Consider the following 17,221-nt stretch of genomic DNA (forward strand, 5'->3'; position numbering starts at 1 on the left):
TACCTTTATCGAAGATCAGTCTGACAGGAGAAATTGAATGATGAATGCCAAGCTCAAGCGCGTATCCCTCGCCCTCGCCATCACGGCCCTGATGGCCGGATGCAGTTCCGGCGTCAAGCTGGAAGACGCTCCGGTGGAAAACCGCGGCGCGACGTCCACTAACGGCGGCGCGAACGCCGGCGGCGCAGGCCAGAGCGGTGTGGCTCCGGTGAACCTGGATGCCTCCGCCCGCGATGCCGCAGGTCCCGTGGGCGTGGCCCGCATCATTTATTTCGACTACGACAGCTACGTCATCAAGAACGAATTCCAGTCCGTGCTGGAGGCGCATGCCAAGTTCCTGAAGGCTGCGCCCACCCGCAAGGTCATGATCGAAGGCCATACCGACGAGCGCGGCGGCCGTGAATACAACTTGGCCCTGGGTCAGAAGCGTGCCGAGGCCGTGCGCCGCGCGCTGGCGCTGCTGGGTGTGCCTGACAGCCAGATGGAAGCTGTGAGCTTCGGCAAGGAAAAGCCTGCCGCTCAAGGCAACACCGAAGACGTGTACGCGCAAAACCGCCGCGCTGAGCTGTCGTACCGCTAATGGCCGCAGCAGCACAACATCGCGTCAGGCGTGCACCTTTCGCGGCTGCTGCGCTGGTGGCTGCCGTGCTGGGCGCTGCGGCGCCGGCAGGGCATGCTGCGCTGTTCGAGGACGACGAGGCTCGTCGCGCCATCCTCGAACTGCGCCAGCGTGTTGACAGCCTGCAGCAAAGTGCTGCGCGCTCGGCGGATGACGCAGCGCAGATGCGCCGCAGCCTCCTCGATCTGCAGACGCAGATCGAGACGCTGCGCTCCGACCAGGCTTCGCTGCGCGGCCAGAGCGAACAGCTGACGCGCGACGCGGCCGATATGCAGCGTCGCCAGAAGGAAATGGCCCAGGGCGTGGACGAGCGGCTGCGGCAGTTCGAGCCCGCCAAGGTCAACGTGGATGGCCGTGAGTTCCAGGCGGACCCTGCGGAAAAGCGCGACTTTGAAGCGGCTCTGGCGATCTTCCGCTCTGGCAAGTTCGCCGATGCGGCACCGCTTTTCAGCAGCTTTTTGCGGCAGTACCCGTCGAGCGGCTACGCGCCTTCAGCGCGCTTCTGGCTGGGCAACGCACTGTATGCCACGCGCGACTACAAGGGCGCCATCGACAACTTCAAGGGCTTGCTGGCCGCTGCGCCCGACCACGCCCGCGCACCCGAGGCGGCTCTTTCCATTGCCAACTGCCAGGTTGAGCTGAAAGACACGCGTGCGGCACGCAAGACGCTGGAAGACCTGATCCGGGTGTATCCCCAGTCCGAGGCGGCCACGGCTGCCAAGGAACGCCTCGCTCGGTTGAAGTGATCGAGGAAAGTCCATACGGCAGTGCCGACGCGCAGGCGCTGGCGCTGGCTGACCACGAAGCGCAGGCCGACGCCGAACGCCGCTTCGGCGGCCTGGCCCGCCTCTACGGTGTGGAGGGCGCCGCCCGCATCCGTGCCGCGCATGTCGCGGTGATCGGTATCGGCGGCGTGGGCTCGTGGGCTGCCGAAGCGCTGGCCCGCAGCGGCGTCGCCCGTTTGACGTTGGTGGATATGGACCACATCGCCGAATCCAACGTCAATCGCCAGATCCACGCGACCACGCCGACGCTGGGGCAAGCCAAGGTCGAGGCCATGAAGGAGCGCATCGCACTCATCCATCCCGGTTGTGTCGTCGATGGCATCGACGACTTCGTCACGGCGACCAATTGGCCCGATCTCCTGCCCGCCGGGTGCGATGCGGTGATCGACGCCTGTGATGACGTGAAAGCGAAAGTCGTTCTGGCGGCTTGGGCGATGCGGGCCAAGCGTTCCACGGCCTTTATCACTGTGGGGGCAGCCGGGGGCAAGCGGCTCGCGCACCGGGTGGATATCGACGATCTTTCCAAGACCACCCATGACCCGCTGCTGGCTCAGTTGCGCTACCGCTTGCGCAAGGAACACGGCGCCCGCCGCGAAGGCAAGACCATCGGCGTGGCCTGCGTGTTCAGCCGGGAGCCGGTGGCGCCGCCGCACGCGTCTTGTCAGCTGGAGGCCGCGGGCGATGGCAGCCTGAACTGCCATGGCTATGGTTCCGTGGTGTCCGTGACCGCGACGTTCGGGCAATGTGCGGCTGGTTGGGTGCTCGATACGATGGCTCTCGCCAAGCCGCAAAAAATCGGGCTATAATTCAAGGCTTTGCTGCAGTAGAAAAGCTGATTGCTGCAGTAATGGGACGTTAGCTCAGTTGGTAGAGCAGCGGACTTTTAATCCGTTTGTCGTGGGTTCGACCCCCGCACGTCCCACCAGAATTGCCTTCATTGGCGCTCAGAAAAGCCCGCAGTCCCCAAGACTGCGGGCTTTTTTCTTGTCCGCACGTTTGTGTGCCTGCTGCAGCAGCGCGCTGAAGTCAGGGCGCTTTGCGGAAGGGTGTGCCTGAGAGTTTGAACCCGGATTTGATGCCTTTGTGGGCAAACCATCCCTGGTTCATTTCCAGAACGTAGCGCACGGGCTTGGAGGAGCAGTGCGAATCGAGTGTCTGCGGTTTCATGTCCGCGAGGTTGACGATGGTGCCGTCATCGGCGACGAATGCAGCCGTCAGCGGTAGCAGAGTGTTCTTCATCCAGAAGCACTGCGTTGCGGGCCGCTCGAAAACGAAAAGCATGCCTTCCTGGGCGGGCATGTCCTTGCGGAACATCAGGCCGATCTCCCGTTGCTCGGGCGTCACGGCGACCTGTGCGTCGATCCGGTGGATGCCGGCGGTGATGTCCACGCGCTGCAGTTGCAGCTGAGGCTCCTGCGGTTGCGCCTGCGCCGGTCCATACGCCGTCAGCAGCGTTGCTGCGATCACCATGGCCTGGACCATGCGGCGGACGGGAAGGCGGGAGAGAAATCTGTGTGTCATGGCGGGGAGTGGTGTGTCGCTACCTGGAGTCGCTTTGGGCGCTTGCCGGACGAGCCGGGACAACGGCGGACAAAAGAAAAAGCCCGCACGGGGCGGGCTGCTCGGCCAAGCCCCGGGGGGCTGGGCATGCTTGCATCAGGCCGCAGCCTTGTGCTTCTTGTGCTTCTTGGAAGCCACCTTCTTGGAAGCCTTGTGGCTGTGAGCCTTGGCTGCCTTGGGCGCGGGAGTGTCAGCCATTTGAGCTGCAGGTGCAGCCTGCACGGGAGCGGCTGGAGCCGGGGTTTGGGCGAATGCACCGGCGGTGTACAGGCCAGCGGAGATCAGGACAGCGAGGAGTTTTTTCATATATGCCAATTCCTAGAGGACGAGGCTCGCGGGGAAGTCCGCGAGGCCATGTTTTAACGGATTTCTGGCCTCCCTCGTTGACAAAGTACGCAATGTCTTTATCGCTAGAATCGAAAGGTTGCAGACAGCTCGTCGGTGCGCAGAGAACGCCTTGAACGAATTCACCGGAGATACCCCCTACATGACCAGCTACCAGCACATTCAGGTGCCTGCCGAGGGCCAGAAGATCACCGCCAACGCCGACATGTCGTTGAATGTGCCGGCCCAGCCCATCATCCCCTTCATCGAGGGGGATGGCACAGGGGTCGATATCACCCCGGTCATGTTGAAGGTGGTGGACGCTGCGGTGGAAAAGGCCTATGGGGGCCAGCGCCGCATCCGCTGGATGGAGGTGTTCGCCGGCGAGAAGGCCACCCGGGTCTATGGTCCAGATGTCTGGCTGCCGGAAGAGACCGTCGAGGCTGTGCGCGAGTATCTGGTGTCGATCAAGGGTCCGCTCACCACGCCCGTCGGCGGCGGCATCCGGTCGCTGAACGTGGCGCTGCGCCAGCAGCTCGACCTCTATGTATGTCTGCGGCCCATCCAGTATTTCGAGGGCGTGCCTTCGCCGTTGAAGGACCCGCACAAGACCGACATGGTGATCTTCCGCGAGAACTCCGAAGACATCTATGCGGGTATCGAATTCGAAGCCGGCTCGGACAAGGCGAGGCGCCTCATCGACTTCCTGCGCAACGAGATCGGCATCCAGAAGATCCGGTTTCCGGAAACCTCCGGCATCGGGGTCAAGCCGGTGTCGCGCGAGGGCACTGAGCGGCTGGTCCGCAAGGCCATCCAGTACGCCATCGACCACGACAAGCCCAGCGTCACGCTCGTGCACAAGGGCAACATCATGAAGTTCACGGAAGGCAGCTTCCGTGACTGGGGGTACGCCCTGGCGCACAAGGAATTCGGCGCGGAGCTCATCGACGGCGGCCCGTGGATGAAGCTGAAGAATCCCAAGACTGGCAAGGAAATTACGGTCAAGGACAGCATCGCCGATGCCTTCCTGCAGCAGATCCTGCTGCGCCCGGCCGAGTACAGCGTGATCGCCACGCTTAACCTCAACGGCGACTACATCAGCGACGCGCTGGCCGCGCAGGTGGGCGGCATGGGCATCGCACCGGGCGCCAACCTCTCCGATTCGGTGGCGATGTTCGAGGCCACCCATGGCACGGGCCCGAAGTACGCTGGCAAGGACTACGTCAACCCGGGCTCCGAGATCCTCTCGGCCGAGATGATGCTGCGTCACCTGGGCTGGTCCGAGGCGGCCGACCTCATCATCAGCGCGATGAAGAAGGCCATCCAGAGCAAGCGCGTGACCTACGACTTCGCCCGCATGATGGAGGGCGCGACCCAGGTCAGCTGCTCCGGCTTCGGCCGCGTGATGATCGAGAACATGTGAGAACACTGCCGGCGCATTCCGATCGCCGGCTCCTTGCCGCCGGCCTGCAGCGACCGCCAGTGCCTGCTGCAGCGCTTTCTTTTTTCCAGTGCATCGGGGCCTTGGCGCCCCATTGAGGAGATTTCATGAGTAGCGAGAAACCCACCATCATCTATACCCTGACGGACGAAGCGCCGCGCCTGGCGACGGCGTCGTTCCTGCCGATCGTGCGCACGTTCACCGCGCCTGCCGGCATCGATGTGGTGGAAAGCGACATCTCGGTGGCCGCCCGCGTGCTGGGCGAGTTCCCTGACTACCTGAAGGATGACCAGAAGGTGCCCAACACCCTGGCCGAACTGGGCAAGAAGACGCTGGAGCCCGATGCCAACATCATCAAGCTGCCCAACATCAGCGCATCCGTGTCCCAGCTGATGGCCTGCATCAAGGAACTGCAGGGCAAGGGCTATGCGATCCCCGACTTCCCGGAAGATCCCAAGACCGACGAGGAAAAGGCCATCCGCGCGCGCTATGCCAAGTGCATCGGCAGTTCCGTGAACCCGGTGCTGCGCGAAGGCAACTCCGACCGCCGCGCCCCCAAGGCCGTCAAGGAATACGCCCGCAAGAACCCGCACTCCATGGCCGAGTGGAGCCAGGCGTCGCGCTCGCACGTCTCGCACATGCACCACGGCGACTTCTATCACGGCGAAAAGTCCATCACCCTGGACAAGGCACGTGACGTGAAGATGGAGTTGGTGACCGACAGCGGCAAGACCATCGTGCTCAAGCCCAAGGTCGCGCTCAAGGATGGCGAGATCATCGACAGCATGTTCATGAGCAAGAAGGCCCTGCTGGCCTTCTACGAAAAAGAGATCGAGGACGCGCACAAGACGGGCGTGATGTTCTCGCTGCACGTCAAGGCCACGATGATGAAGGTCTCGCACCCCATCGTGTTTGGCCACTGCGTGCGCATCTTCTACAAGGACGCGTTCGAGAAACACGCCAAGCTGTTCGAAGAGCTGGGCGTGAACGTCAACAACGGCATGGTCAATCTCTACGACAAGATCGCCACGCTGCCGCAAAGCAAGCAGGACGAGATCAAGCGTGACCTGCACGCCTGCCATGAGCACCGCCCCGAGCTGGCCATGGTCGATTCCGCCAAGGGCATCACCAACTTCCACTCGCCCAACGACGTGATCGTGGATGCCTCCATGCCCGCCATGATCCGCAACGGCGGCAAGATGTGGGGCGCCGATGGCCGCCTGAAGGACGTGAAGGCCGTGATGCCCGAGTCCACCTTCGCCCGCATCTACCAGGAGATGATCAACTTCTGCAAGTGGCATGGCGCATTCGATCCCAAGACCATGGGGACGGTGCCCAACGTGGGCCTGATGGCCCAGCAGGCCGAGGAATACGGCTCGCACGACAAGACCTTCGAAGTGCCCGAAGGCGGCACGGCCAACATCGTGGACCTGGCGACCGGCGAAGTGCTGCTGAGCCAGGCCGTGGAAGCCGGCGACATCTGGCGCATGTGCCAGGTCAAGGACGCCGCCATCCAGGACTGGGTCAAGCTCGCCGTCACCCGCGCGCGCAATTCCGGCATGCCGGCCGTGTTCTGGCTGGACCCGTACCGCCCGCACGAGAACGAAGTCATCAAGAAGGTCAAGAAGTACCTCAAGGACCACGACACGACGGGTCTGGACATCCAGATCATGAGCCAGGTGCGCGCCATGCGCTACACGCTGGAGCGCGTGATCCGCGGCCTCGACACCATCTCGGTGACCGGCAACATCCTGCGCGACTACCTGACCGACCTGTTCCCCATCATGGAACTGGGCACCAGCGCCAAGATGCTGTCCATCGTCCCGCTGATGGCCGGCGGCGGCATGTACGAAACCGGTGCCGGCGGCTCGGCTCCGAAGCACGTGCAGCAGTTGGTGGAAGAAAACCATCTGCGCTGGGACTCGCTGGGCGAATTCCTGGCGCTGGCCGTGAGCCTGGAAGATCTGGGCCTCAAGGAAAACAACGCGCAGGCCAAGATCCTGGCCAAGACGCTGGACGCCGCCACCGGCAAACTGCTGGACAACAACAAGAACCCGAGCCCCAAGACGGGCCAGCTGGATAACCGCGGCAGCCAGTTCTATCTGGCCCTCTATTGGGCGCAGGAGCTGGCTGCCCAGACGGACGACAAGGCGCTGCAGGCGCGCTTCGCTCCCGTCGCCAAGGCTCTGGCGGACAACGAGCAGGCCATCGTGAGCGAACTGGCGGCGGTGCAGGGCAAGCCGGTGGACATCGGCGGCTACTACCAGGCCGACCCCGCCAAGCTGGAAGCCGTCATGCGTCCTAGCAAGACGCTGAACGACATCCTCGCTGCCGCTTGAGCCGTCGGCTGACGGCCGGGGCGCAGGCGTGCCGGGCTCGCCCGGCACCAGTGCCGCACCCCCTGTTCTCAGTGTAGAAAACCCGCTTCGGCGGGTTTTTTCTTGGGCGCGATGCATGCGATGGCCCCGGGCAGGCTCTGCACGCGCCGGCAGCGTTGCCGCTTTCAGCCTACACCGGGCCTGTGGGCGCACCCTGGAGAATCGCCGCCATGCTGAAAATTGGCCGCACTCTGGGGACCGTGATCCTCACCTTCGTCGTGACTGCGGCCCTGGGCCTGCTGGCGCTGAACTTCACCGCCGGCGAGAAGAAGGTGCAGCAGCAGCTGCCGCGCCTCTACGGCACTTCCAGCCCGCAGTTCGACCGGGCCATGGGCAACCTGCTCGGGCCGGGCGTCCTGGGCGGCAACGAGGTGACCGACCTGCAGAACGGCGACCAGATCTTCCCTGCGATGCTGGCCGCCATCCGTGCGGCGCAGCGCACCATCACCTTCGAAACCTACATCTACTGGTCAGGCGCCGTCGGCCAGCAGTTCGCCGATGCGCTGAGCGAGCGCGCCCGCGCCGGCGTGAAGGTGCATGTGCTCCTCGACTGGGTGGGCAGCGCAAAGATGGACGAAAGCTACCTGGACGAGATGCAGCGTGCGGGCGTGCAGATCGAGAAGTTCCACAAGCCGCACTGGTATAACCTCGCCCGCCTGAACAACCGCACGCACCGCAAGCTGCTGGTCGTGGATGGCAAAGTGGGGTTCACGGGCGGCGTCGGCATCGCGCCGCAATGGACCGGCCATGCCCAGGATCCGGAGCACTGGCGCGACACGCACTACCAGGTGCGCGGGCCCGCCGTGGCGCACATGCAGGCCACCTTCCTCGACAACTGGCTCAAGGTGACGGGCCGCGTGCTGCACGGCGACGACTACTTTCCCGCCCTGGCGCCGGTGGGGTCCCACCGGGCGCAGATGTTCTCCAGCTCCCCTTCGAGCGGCAGCGAGAGCATGCAGCTCATGTACCACATGGCGATCGCGGCGGCGGACCGCAGCATCGACCTGTCGGCCGCCTATTTCGTGCCGGACGAACTGACCCGCCGGCTGCTGGCCGATGCACTGGAGCGGGGGGTTCGCCTGCGCATCGTCACGCCGGGCGAACATACCGACACCGATACGGTGAAGGCTGCCTCGCGCGGCACCTGGGGGCCGCTGCTCGCCGCAGGCGCGGAGATCTACGCCTACGGGCCCACCATGTACCACTGCAAGGTGATGATCGTGGACCAGCGCATGGTGTCGGTGGGATCGACGAATTTCGACAACCGCTCGTTCCGGCTGAATGACGAGGCGAACCTGAACGTCTATGACGAGGCCTTCGCGCAGCGCCAGACCGTGGTGTTCGAGCAGGACATCGCCCGGTCGCACCGGGTGACGCACCAGGAGTGGCTCGACCGGCCCTGGACGGAAAAGCTGGGCGAGCAGGTTGCGGGGCTACTGGAGTCGCAGCTTTGAGATGCGGCTCTGCCCGAAGCTCGCTCGCCGCAAGGTTGAGGATGAATTAGCCTCGCAGCCCGCTATCCATCTTCGCTTATTGCTATTTATTTCGTAGCGCCAGGTCGTGAGGCTGGCGTTGCCTGAGATACCTGCGGTGCGGTATGGATGAACGCCACCACATCCTCCAGCACCGGGGCGATCCAGTGCAGCGGCCAGGCGAAGGCGCCGACCAGAGTGGTGTGGCTGGCGCGGGAATACAGCTTCAGCGTGACCGGAACGCCGGCCGCTTCCAGCTTGCCTGCCATCTGGCGGGTGCTGCGTTCGGGGCTGACCAGCTTGTCCTCGGTGGCTGCGCCCAGGAAGGTGCGGGGAGCCCGGGCATTCGCGAAGTCGATGGGCTGGGTGTGAGGCGGGTAGTTCGGGTGGTAGAAGACGGCCTGCGCGTCGGGGTTGTCGGTGGGCAGGAAGTCGTAAGGCCCGGCCAGGCCGATCCAGCCGGCCAGCTCGCGGGGCTGATGGCCGGTGGGCTTCAGCCAGCGCCCGTCCAGCGCCACCATGGCCGCGTTGTAGCCGCCCGCGCTGTGGCCCATCACGAAGACGCGCCGTGGGTCGCCCCCGAGCCGGCCGGCGTTTTCAAGGCCCCAGGCTGCCGCCTGGGCGCTATCGACCAGGAAGTCGGGGTAGCGCACCTCGGGGTAGAGCCGGTAGTCGGCCACCAGCGTGAGAACGCCGCGCGACGCCAGGGCCTGGCCCACAAAGCGGTAGTCGCCGCGATCGCCGCTCGTCCAGGAACCTCCGTAGAAAAACACCACTACCGGCCAGCCCTGCGCGGGCGCGGTCGATGCGGGGCGGTACACGTCCAGCTGCTGTCTGGGCAAGCTGCCATAGGCCACTCCGGATTGCAGCGTGCTCCCGTCCGAGGGGCTGAGTGCGTTCAGCGCGCCGACGGCACTGCAACCGCCAAGGAAGGCCGCGAGGGCGAGCGTGCCGGCAAGATAGAGCGCAGAGCGCTTCCAGGAAGTTCGTCGGGGTGAGGTCAACAAGAAGGTCTCCGGTCAGTGCCTTGCCTCAAGGGTGGCTGCGGGGGCGGGAGTGGATATCTGCGACCGGCAGTGTCGCCGCGATGCACGGGCCCGCGCGTCGGAGCGGATGCCGCGATTCGGCGGGGCACGCGCTCGTTCCGTACGGTCTGAACTTGCGGCGGCCGCAGGAATCGGAGGGGCTCCGTGCAGGCGCGGCGCCGTGGCATAGCGAAGACGCACCGCGATTGGAGTGGGCGCCGCACCGCACCCCCCGGCGTCATTGGCGGGCGGCCCGCTGCGGGTGCCGCCAGTGGATTCAGCGGGGGCGGGGGCGCTGACCAAGCGGCAAGAGCCGCATGTGGCGCCGGATCAGAGCCAGGGCGACCCGGTCGCCGGCACGGGCTGGACGGTGAATTGCGGCGAGCCGCCCAGCACGAAGCTGCCCAGCACCAGGCTCAGCAGCGCCATGAAGATGCTGGCCCAGAAGGCCGTCCAGAAGCCGTCGATGTGAAAGCCGCTGACCAGCTTGCCCACCAGCATCAGCACCAGCGCGTTGATGACCAGCAGGAACAGCCCGAAGGTCAGCAGCGTGAGCGGCAGCGTCAGCACCACCAGCAGCGGGCGCACCACGGCATTGGCCAGGCCCAGCAGGAGTGCCGCGACCACCAGTGCGCCGGTGCTGTCGAAGCGCAGCCCCTTGAAGACGTGGCTGGCCACCCACAGCGCGAACGCGGTGATGGCCCAGTGGAGCAGGAAGGGGGTGAGATCGGCGAGCATGGCGAGAGGGTGGGCTGGGGTGGTTGATGCCGCTTGGGCTTACTTGCCCCAGCTATCCTTCAGACCGGTCACCCGGTTGAAGACCGGCTTGGCGGGCGTGTGGTCATTCCGGTCGGCAACGAAGTAGCCGAAGCGCTCGAACTGGAACTTGCCATCGGGTTGCGCCTGGGCCAGCGATGGCTCCACGTAGCCGGCGACGACCTTGAGGCTGTTCGGGTTGAGCAGGGTCAGGAAGTCCTTGCCGCCGGCGTCGGGCTGCGCATCGGTGAACAGCCGGTCGTAGAGGCGCACCTCGGCCGGCACGCCGTCGGCCACGCCCACCCAGGTGATGGCGGCCTTGACCTTGACGCTGTCGGCGCCGGGCGTGCCGCTCTTGGTGTCGGGCACGACGGTGGCCAGCACCTGCGTGATGCGACCTTCGGCGTCTTTCTCGCAGCCGGTGCATTCGATGACATAGCCGCCCTTCAGGCGCACCTTGTTGCCGGGGAAGAGACGCTTGTAGCCCTTGGGCGGGGTTTCCTCGAAGTCCTCGCGCTCGATCCAGACTTCCTTGCCCAGGCTGAAGCGGCGGACCGGCGCCTCGGTGCCTTCGGGCGGGTGGGGCAGGGCGGGCAGGCTGCAGGCTTCGAGGTGGCCGGGGGCGAAGACCTCGTCCCAGTTGGTCAGCACGAGTTTGACCGGGTCCAGCACGGCCATGCCGCGGTGGGCCTTGTTCTCCAGGTCTTCGCGCAGCGCGCCTTCGAGCGTGCTGTAGTCGATCCAGGAATAGTCCTTGGTCACGCCGATGCGCTCGCAGAACAGGCGGATCGCCTCGGGCGTATAGCCGCGCCGGCGCAGGCCCACGATGGTGGGCATGCGGGGGTCGTCCCAGCCGGTGACGATGCCGCTGTCCACCAGGTGCTTGAGCTTGCGCTTGCTGGTGACCACGTAGGTGAGGTTCAGGCGGGCGAATTCGTACTGGCGCGGCTGGGGCGCGGCGATCAGGCCGCCCTCGCGCAGGCGGTCCAGCAGCCAGTCGTAGAACGGACGCTGGTCTTCGAATTCGAGCGTGCAGATGCTGTGGGTGATGTGCTCCAGCGCATCCTCGATGGGGTGCGCGAAGGTGTACATCGGGTAGATGCACCACTGGTTGCCGGTGTTGTGGTGCTCGGCATGCTTGATGCGGTAGATGGCCGGATCGCGCAGGTTGATGTTGGGCGAGGCCATGTCGATCTTCGCGCGCAGAACGGCGGCGCCGTCAGGCAGCTGGCCGGCCTTCATCTCGCGGAAGCGCGCCAGGTTCTCGGCCGGCGTGCGGCTGCGGAAGGGGCTGTCCACGCCGGGCTTGCTGAAATCGCCCCGGTTGGCGCGCATCTCGTCGGGCGTCTGCTCATCGACGTAGGCGTGGCCGTTCTCGATCAGGTACTCGGCGGCGCGGTACATGAAGTCGAAATAGTTGCTGGCGTAGTAGATGTGCTCGGCGTTGCCGTCCGCCGCTTTCCAGTCGAAGCCCAGCCAGTGCACGGCATCGATGATGGCGTCCACGTACTCCTGGTCTTCCTTCTCGGGGTTGGTGTCGTCGAAGCGCAGGTGGCAGACACCGCCGTAATCACGCGCCAGCCCGAAGTTCAGGCAGATGCTCTTGGCATGGCCCACGTGCAGGTAGCCGTTGGGTTCGGGCGGAAAGCGGGTGCGGATCTTGGCCGGGTCGGGCTCGCCGGCGGCATGGTGAGCCGCATCGCCGGGGCTGCCGCCCCAGCGGGCCTGGGCATGCGTGCCCTGGGCCAGGTCGTTTTCGATGATTTGCCGCAGGAAGTTGCTGGGCTTGACGGCGTCTTTGGCGGTATCTGGGGAGGCGGGGGAACTCATCCTCGCATTCTAGGCGGCGGGCATGTGCGCTCGCCGTCCCAGCCCGTGTTCCCGCTGCGGTGTACGCGTTGAAACAAGCGTGGCTACGTCCGGAAACAACATGAAGAGGGCTTTGTGCCATCCTTTCAGGCACCTGGCGCGTTATGGAGATGTTCCAGGTTTTCCGCAGAGGCACATCCAGGTCCAGCAACCGGTTGAGCAGGCTCTGCCCCATACAAGGAGATTTCCATGATTCGACAACGCCGCTCCCTCTCCGCACTGGCCGCCTCGGCTGGCGTGGCCCTGGTGTTGCTGACGGCAGGTGGTGCAGCCCAGGCCCATGGCGCGAACTGGTCGGTGGGCATCGGTATTGGTCTGCCCGGCGTGGTGCTGGGCGGTGGCCCCACCTACTATTCCCCGCCGCCGCCGGCCTATTACGTGCCGGCACCGCGCCCCGTTTATTACGACCCGCCGCCTCCCGTGGTGTACGGGCCTCCCCCTCCGCCCGTCTATTACCGCCCACCACGCCCGGTGTACTACGCGCCGGCTCCCGTGGTGGTGGGCCCCCCGGCCTACGGCGGCTACTACTACCGCGAAAACTATCGCCGCGGCCACCATGGCCCGCATGGGCGCGACTGGCGCTGAGCCGGAGCGGCAGCCGCTTGACGCAGGCAGCGCGGCCCCCGCGGGCCGCTTTTGCATGAGCGCATCCGTCGCGCGCTCCATAATTCCGGCATCAGGCCGCCGCACCAACCCAGGCGCGGCGGCTTTTTTTCCTGCTGGACTCCCATGACCACCGTCTTCGTCCCCTGCGGACCACCCCTCCATTTGCCGTGCGAATAGAGCGCCTCACACGCCAGGGGCGGGCGGTGACGCTGGCGGTGCACCATCCCGAGATGGCCCGGCTGCAGGCGAGCGCCGAACGCCACACCACGCCCTGCGGGGCTGGCGAGCTGGTCTGGCATGCCTGGGGCCGTTCCCAACCCGGCCTGCCGCCGCTGGTGCTGCTGCACGGTGGCAGCGGCAGCTGGACCCATTGGGTGCGCAATATCGAGGGCCTGGTGGCTGCAGGTCGGCACGTGTGGCTTCCCGATCTGCCGGGCTTCGGCGATTCGGCCGTGCCGCCCGGAGGCTCCGACGCCGATGCCATCGTCGCTCCGCTGGCCGAAGGAATGCGTGCGCTCTTCGGCCCCCAGGCCATCGATCTGGTGGGCTTTTCCTTCGGTGGCATGACGGCGGGGCTGCTGCTGGCTGCGCACCCGGAGCTCGCGCGCCAGCTGGTGCTGGTGGGTGCGCCCGCCATGGGCGTGGTGCCGTCGCGGCAGTTCGAGCTCAAAGCCTGGCGCCATCTGCCGCCCGAGGCGCAGCCGGACGTGCATCGGTACAACCTGGCCGCGCTGATGCTGCACGACACGGCCTTGATCGATGGCCTGGCTCTGGACCTGCACACCGCCAACGTGCAGCGCGACCGCATGCCGCGCCGCCGGCTGGCGCACACCGACATCCTGGCGCGCTCCCTGCCGCGCGTGGCCTGCCCGGTGCATGCCATCTACGGCGAGCGCGATGCGCTCTACAAAAGCTGGATCACCGCGCTGGAAGCCGCCTATGGGGCCGCCGTGCCGGACTTTCGCGGCTTCGCGCTGATTCCCGATGCCGGCCACTGGGTCCAGTTCGAGCAGCCCCGAGCCTTCGAGGCGGCCCTGCTGTCTGCGCTGCAGGCCGGCGCGCGCGCCTGAGATGCCGTGAACGGAACACCCGCCATGCCCCGGATCGACGAACGCGAGGTGGAATGGTCCGCTGTGCGCGCCCAGGGCGCAGGCGGGCAGAACGTCAACAAGGTCTCCAGCGCGGTGCATCTGCGCTTCGACGTCCCCGCCTCGTCGCTGCCCGATGCCGTCAAGGAGCGCCTGCTGGCCCTGCGCGACAGCCGGCTGACGCAGGAGGGCGTGTTCGTGCTCAAGGCCCAGCAGTTCCGCACGCAGGAGGCCAACCGGCTCGACGCGCTGCGCCGCCTGCAGGAGGTGGTGGACAGCGTGGCCCAGGCGCCACGTGTGCGCCGCGCCACCAAGCCCACCTATGCCTCGCGCCAGCGGCGGCTCGAGTCCAAGACCCAGCGCTCCAGCGTCAAGGCCCTGCGCGGCAAGGTGCGTGACTGAGCCAGGGCAGGGCTATCGCTTGAAGGCTGGGAGGTTGATCGCGTTGCGCGGGGCGGTTGCTTCCGCTTGGATTGCTCACGCTTTTGCAACGATGTGTCCAAATTCCTGGGGTTGGATTGGCGGTCAAGACTCCTAACATGGGGAATAGAGGACTTCGCCACCATGACCCTTCCCACCGCTCATACCGCTTCTTTGCCTTCTGCCACCGCATCCGCTTCCGCTTACGCTTACGCGGGCACTGCCGCCGGCCGCGTGCCGGCGCTCTTCGTCTCGCACGGCTCGCCCATGTTCGCCGTCGAGCCCGGCACCACCGGCCCGGCCCTGGCGCAGTGGGGGGCCGAGCTGCGGGCGCGCTTTCCGGCGCTGCGCGGCGTGGTCATCATGTCGCCCCACTGGATGGCCAGCAAGCCGCTGGTGATGGCCGGCGCGCAGCCGGCCACCTGGCACGACTTCGGCGGCTTTCCGCAGGTGCTCTACAGCCTGCAGTACCCCGCGCCGGGCAACCCGGCGCTGGCGGCCGAGGTGCTGCAGCTGCTGCAGCACGCCGGCCTGCCCGCCGAAGGCGATGCCGCGCGCCCCTTCGACCATGGCGCCTGGGTGCCATTGATGCATCTCTTCGCCGATGCGGGCCTGCCCGTCGTGCAGGTGGCGCTGCCCGCCACCGCCGGCCCGGCCGAGGTGCTGGCCATGGGCGCGGCCCTGAGCCGCCTGCGGGGCGATGGCGTGCTGCTGGTGGGTTCGGGCAGCATGACCCACAACCTGTCTGAATTCTTCGGCGGCGCCCGCGAGGCCGCGCCGTACGTGGTCGAATTCAGCCGCTGGATCGAATCCACGCTGGAACGCGGCGACATCCCCGCGCTGCTGGACTACCGGGCCCAGGCCCCGCACGCCCGCCGGGCCCACCCCAGTGAAGAGCACTTTCTGCCGTTCTTCTTCGCGCTGGGCGCGGCAGGCGACGACCGCACGCCCCGTTACCTCAGCCGCGAAGTGAGCTACGGCATCCTGGCCATGGACAGCTTCGTGCTGGAGCCCCCGGCGGCGCATTGACGCGGGAGGCGGGCCTTGGGGCCTGTCTCCCATCCTTCTTCTTCTCTTCCGACCTTCCTTCTTTCATGCTGGATCTGCCCCTTTCCTTCCTGCACCGCCCGCCCGCCAACGACACGGCCCAGCCCTGGCTGCTGGTGCTGATGCACGGCGTGGGCAGCAACGAGCAAGACCTCTTCGGGCTGGCGGGCTTCGTGCCGCCGGCCTTCCATGTGCTCAGCCTGCGCGCGCCCTACCGCATGGGGCCCAGCGCCCATGCGTGGTTCGAGTTCGCCGTCGAGCCCGATGGCCGCCGCACCATCAACGAGCCGCAGGAGGCCGCGAGCCGCGTGCTGGTGGCGCAGACAGTGGAATCCGCCGCCCGCCAGCTGGGTGTGCCGCCCGAGCGCGTGATCGTGGGTGGCTTCAGCCAGGGGGGCATCATGGCGCTCACGTTGCTGCTGACCCGGCCCGCACTGGTGCACGGCGCCCAGGTGCTGCACAGCCGCCTGCTGCCCCAGGCCCTGCCGCACGCCGCGCCGGCCCCGGCGCTGGCAGGCAGGCAGCTGTGGGTGAGTCATGGCGTGCGGGACAACGTGATTCCTCTCGCCAGTGCCCACGCCATCCGCGACCATGCCGCCGCGCTGCCGCTGTCCCTGACCTACCGCGAATACCAGAGCCTGCACGAGCTGCGCCCCGACGAGGTGCGCGATGCCATGGCCTGGCTGCAGGCGCTGGCGGCGGGCTGACCCTTTTTCTTTGAGGCTCTTTCGGCTGCTGACCGTTGATCTATCTGCGCGGGGTGCTATCGAAATGAGAGTTTCGAAGCTGCGAGGGGAACGACCGCTCCCGCTGGGAGTCGGACCCAGCAACCAAGGAGAACGCCATGCCTGAACGAGAGCCCGATCCCTATCGCCCGCCGACTCAGCGTTCCGCCGCCTCCGGCCTGCTGCCCGCCGTGCTGGCCGTGGCCATCGCAGCCGGTGCCGGCTGGTGGTTCTGGTGGCGCCCGGCCCATGCGCCCGTGGCGCCGCCGGTCGCCACCACGCCCGCGCCTGCCGCGCCGGCATCGGCGCCAGCCTACGCCCCGGCAGAGGTCGCCTCCGGCCCGCAGAACCCGGTGGATGCGCTGGCCGCGCCGGCGCCTTCGCTGCCCGCGCTGGCCGATTCCGACGCCTACGTCGCCAAGTCGCTGAACGAGCTGCTCGGCGCGCAGAAGGTGGCCTCGTTCCTGCAGCTCGACGGCTTCGTGCGCCGCGTGGTCGCCACGGTGGACAACCTGGGCCGGCCTACAGCCGCGTCGCGCCTCTGGCCGGTGCAGCCCACGCCCGGGCGCTTCCAGGTCGAAGGGCTCGACGATGCCGCCACGCAGACCATCGCGCCTGCCAACGCGGCGCGCTACGGCGCCTTCGTGAGCTTTGCCGAGGCCCTGCCGCGCGAGGGCGTGGTCAAGCTCTACGCGCAGCTCTACCCGCTGTTCCAGACCGCCTATGAAGAGCTGGGCTACCCGGGCAAGTACTTCAACGACCGCCTGATCGCCGTGCTGGATCAGCTCATCGCCACGCCCGAGCCGAAGGGCCCTCTGCAGGTGAAGCTGACGCATGTGCAGGGCGAGGTGCCGTCCACGCGGCCCTGGGTGCGGTATGAGTTCGCCGATCCGCAACTGCAGGCGCTTTCCAGCGGGCAGAAGGCGCTGGTGCGCATGGGGCCGGACAACGCCCGGCGCCTGAAGGCCGTGCTGGCCGACCTGCGGCACCGGCTGGCGGCGGGGGCCGTGCCGCCCCGGGCCGCTGCATCGGCCGCCAGCGCCGCTCGCTGACCGGCCGACGGCCTTCCTCCATTTCCTGCCGATTGTTCGTTCGTTCACCAGGCC

General features: G+C 66.7%; 16 protein-coding genes and 1 tRNA gene. 13 read left to right on the forward strand and 4 right to left on the reverse strand.

The genetic code is table 11. The features are described from left to right. The first annotated feature begins 37 nt into the window (after window positions 1–37). The 4 genes from pal (at window position 38) to AC3A84_RS05315 (ending at window position 2,329) form a co-directional block, all read left to right on the forward strand. Window positions 38–580: a peptidoglycan-associated lipoprotein Pal gene (pal, locus tag AC3A84_RS05300; protein ID WP_487968601.1), complete on the forward strand. Its 543-nt coding sequence runs from the start codon at window positions 38–40 to the stop codon at window positions 578–580. Further along, complete coding sequence (ybgF, locus tag AC3A84_RS05305; RefSeq protein ID WP_487968602.1) at window positions 580–1,365, forward strand: tol-pal system protein YbgF; 786 nt, start codon at window positions 580–582, stop codon at window positions 1,363–1,365. Before pal ends, ybgF begins: the two co-directional genes overlap by 1 nt. Before the next feature lie 38 nt (window positions 1,366–1,403). Continuing rightward, window positions 1,404–2,210 (forward strand): tRNA threonylcarbamoyladenosine dehydratase, encoded by an 807-nt coding sequence (locus AC3A84_RS05310; RefSeq protein WP_487968627.1) that lies wholly within the window; start codon window positions 1,404–1,406, stop codon window positions 2,208–2,210. A 43-nt stretch (window positions 2,211–2,253) separates the two neighbouring features. Then, window positions 2,254–2,329, forward strand: a tRNA-Lys gene (locus AC3A84_RS05315). A 101-nt stretch (window positions 2,330–2,430) separates the two neighbouring features. Here the strand turns inward: AC3A84_RS05315 and AC3A84_RS05320 are convergent. After that, window positions 2,431–2,925, reverse strand: a complete 495-nt coding sequence (locus AC3A84_RS05320; RefSeq protein ID WP_487968603.1) for a DUF192 domain-containing protein — start codon at window positions 2,923–2,925, stop codon at window positions 2,431–2,433. Between the two features lie 526 nt (window positions 2,926–3,451). Between AC3A84_RS05320 and icd the strand changes: the two genes are divergently transcribed. The 3 genes from icd to AC3A84_RS05335 all read left to right on the forward strand — a co-directional run bounded on the left by icd (window position 3,452) and on the right by AC3A84_RS05335 (window position 8,561). Next, the gene (icd, locus tag AC3A84_RS05325) at window positions 3,452–4,711 is read left to right on the forward strand and encodes an NADP-dependent isocitrate dehydrogenase (RefSeq protein WP_487968628.1); all 1,260 of its coding nucleotides are present in this window, start codon (window positions 3,452–3,454) and stop codon (window positions 4,709–4,711) included. 125 nt (window positions 4,712–4,836) lie between these two features. Continuing rightward, window positions 4,837–7,068 (forward strand): NADP-dependent isocitrate dehydrogenase, encoded by a 2,232-nt coding sequence (locus AC3A84_RS05330; protein WP_487968604.1) that lies wholly within the window; start codon window positions 4,837–4,839, stop codon window positions 7,066–7,068. 209 nt (window positions 7,069–7,277) lie between these two features. Further along, window positions 7,278–8,561, forward strand: coding sequence for a phospholipase D-like domain-containing protein (locus tag AC3A84_RS05335; protein ID WP_487968605.1), 1,284 nt, complete (start codon window positions 7,278–7,280; stop codon window positions 8,559–8,561). An 86-nt stretch (window positions 8,562–8,647) separates the two neighbouring features. On the opposite strand, the gene AC3A84_RS05340 is transcribed toward AC3A84_RS05335, so the two are convergent. From AC3A84_RS05340 to AC3A84_RS05350, 3 genes are all read right to left on the reverse strand, one after another. Beyond that, the gene (locus AC3A84_RS05340) at window positions 8,648–9,586 is read right to left on the reverse strand and encodes an alpha/beta hydrolase (RefSeq protein WP_487968606.1); all 939 of its coding nucleotides are present in this window, start codon (window positions 9,584–9,586) and stop codon (window positions 8,648–8,650) included. Window positions 9,587–9,934: 348 nt separating this feature from the next. After that, a complete protein-coding gene (locus tag AC3A84_RS05345) occupies window positions 9,935–10,342 on the reverse strand; it encodes a phage holin family protein (RefSeq protein WP_487968607.1) in 408 nt (135 codons plus the stop codon). A 39-nt stretch (window positions 10,343–10,381) separates the two neighbouring features. Continuing rightward, window positions 10,382–12,190, reverse strand: a complete 1,809-nt coding sequence (locus AC3A84_RS05350; protein WP_487968608.1) for a glutamine--tRNA ligase/YqeY domain fusion protein — start codon at window positions 12,188–12,190, stop codon at window positions 10,382–10,384. A 228-nt stretch (window positions 12,191–12,418) separates the two neighbouring features. Between AC3A84_RS05350 and AC3A84_RS05355 the strand changes: the two genes are divergently transcribed. The 6 genes from AC3A84_RS05355 (at window position 12,419) to AC3A84_RS05380 (ending at window position 17,167) form a co-directional block, all read left to right on the forward strand. After that, window positions 12,419–12,814: a hypothetical protein gene (locus AC3A84_RS05355; protein WP_487968609.1), complete on the forward strand. Its 396-nt coding sequence runs from the start codon at window positions 12,419–12,421 to the stop codon at window positions 12,812–12,814. 251 nt (window positions 12,815–13,065) lie between these two features. Continuing rightward, window positions 13,066–13,905 (forward strand): alpha/beta fold hydrolase, encoded by an 840-nt coding sequence (locus AC3A84_RS05360; protein ID WP_487968629.1) that lies wholly within the window; start codon window positions 13,066–13,068, stop codon window positions 13,903–13,905. Window positions 13,906–13,929: 24 nt separating this feature from the next. Continuing rightward, window positions 13,930–14,325: an alternative ribosome rescue aminoacyl-tRNA hydrolase ArfB gene (gene arfB, locus AC3A84_RS05365; RefSeq protein WP_486158985.1), complete on the forward strand. Its 396-nt coding sequence runs from the start codon at window positions 13,930–13,932 to the stop codon at window positions 14,323–14,325. Between the two features lie 162 nt (window positions 14,326–14,487). After that, entirely contained in the window at window positions 14,488–15,372 is an 885-nt protein-coding gene (locus tag AC3A84_RS05370) for a DODA-type extradiol aromatic ring-opening family dioxygenase (protein ID WP_487968610.1), read from the forward strand. A gap of 65 nt (window positions 15,373–15,437) precedes the next feature. Further along, window positions 15,438–16,097: an alpha/beta hydrolase gene (locus AC3A84_RS05375; protein WP_487968611.1), complete on the forward strand. Its 660-nt coding sequence runs from the start codon at window positions 15,438–15,440 to the stop codon at window positions 16,095–16,097. Window positions 16,098–16,234: 137 nt separating this feature from the next. Next, window positions 16,235–17,167, forward strand: a complete 933-nt coding sequence (locus AC3A84_RS05380; RefSeq protein WP_487968612.1) for a DUF3014 domain-containing protein — start codon at window positions 16,235–16,237, stop codon at window positions 17,165–17,167. Window positions 17,168–17,221: the final 54 nt, after the last annotated feature.

It is taken from the genome of Paracidovorax sp. (assembly GCF_057642795.1).

Excerpts from the sequence above, each read along its gene's own strand:
- pal (WP_487968601.1), top strand. The coding sequence starts at position 38 with ATGATGAATGCCAAGCTCAAGCGCGTATCCCTCGCCCTCGCCATCACG.
- ybgF (WP_487968602.1), top strand. The coding sequence starts at position 580 with ATGGCCGCAGCAGCACAACATCGCGTCAGGCGTGCACCTTTCGCGGCT.
- AC3A84_RS05320 (WP_487968603.1), bottom strand. The coding sequence starts at position 2,925 with ATGACACACAGATTTCTCTCCCGCCTTCCCGTCCGCCGCATGGTCCAG.
- icd (WP_487968628.1), top strand. The coding sequence starts at position 3,452 with ATGACCAGCTACCAGCACATTCAGGTGCCTGCCGAGGGCCAGAAGATC.
- AC3A84_RS05330 (WP_487968604.1), top strand. The coding sequence starts at position 4,837 with ATGAGTAGCGAGAAACCCACCATCATCTATACCCTGACGGACGAAGCG.
- AC3A84_RS05335 (WP_487968605.1), top strand. The coding sequence starts at position 7,278 with ATGCTGAAAATTGGCCGCACTCTGGGGACCGTGATCCTCACCTTCGTC.
- AC3A84_RS05345 (WP_487968607.1), bottom strand. The coding sequence starts at position 10,342 with ATGCTCGCCGATCTCACCCCCTTCCTGCTCCACTGGGCCATCACCGCG.
- AC3A84_RS05350 (WP_487968608.1), bottom strand. The coding sequence starts at position 12,190 with ATGAGTTCCCCCGCCTCCCCAGATACCGCCAAAGACGCCGTCAAGCCC.
- AC3A84_RS05355 (WP_487968609.1), top strand. The coding sequence starts at position 12,419 with ATGATTCGACAACGCCGCTCCCTCTCCGCACTGGCCGCCTCGGCTGGC.
- AC3A84_RS05360 (WP_487968629.1), top strand. The coding sequence starts at position 13,066 with ATGGCCCGGCTGCAGGCGAGCGCCGAACGCCACACCACGCCCTGCGGG.
- arfB (WP_486158985.1), top strand. The coding sequence starts at position 13,930 with ATGCCCCGGATCGACGAACGCGAGGTGGAATGGTCCGCTGTGCGCGCC.
- AC3A84_RS05370 (WP_487968610.1), top strand. The coding sequence starts at position 14,488 with ATGACCCTTCCCACCGCTCATACCGCTTCTTTGCCTTCTGCCACCGCA.
- AC3A84_RS05375 (WP_487968611.1), top strand. The coding sequence starts at position 15,438 with ATGCTGGATCTGCCCCTTTCCTTCCTGCACCGCCCGCCCGCCAACGAC.
- AC3A84_RS05380 (WP_487968612.1), top strand. The coding sequence starts at position 16,235 with ATGCCTGAACGAGAGCCCGATCCCTATCGCCCGCCGACTCAGCGTTCC.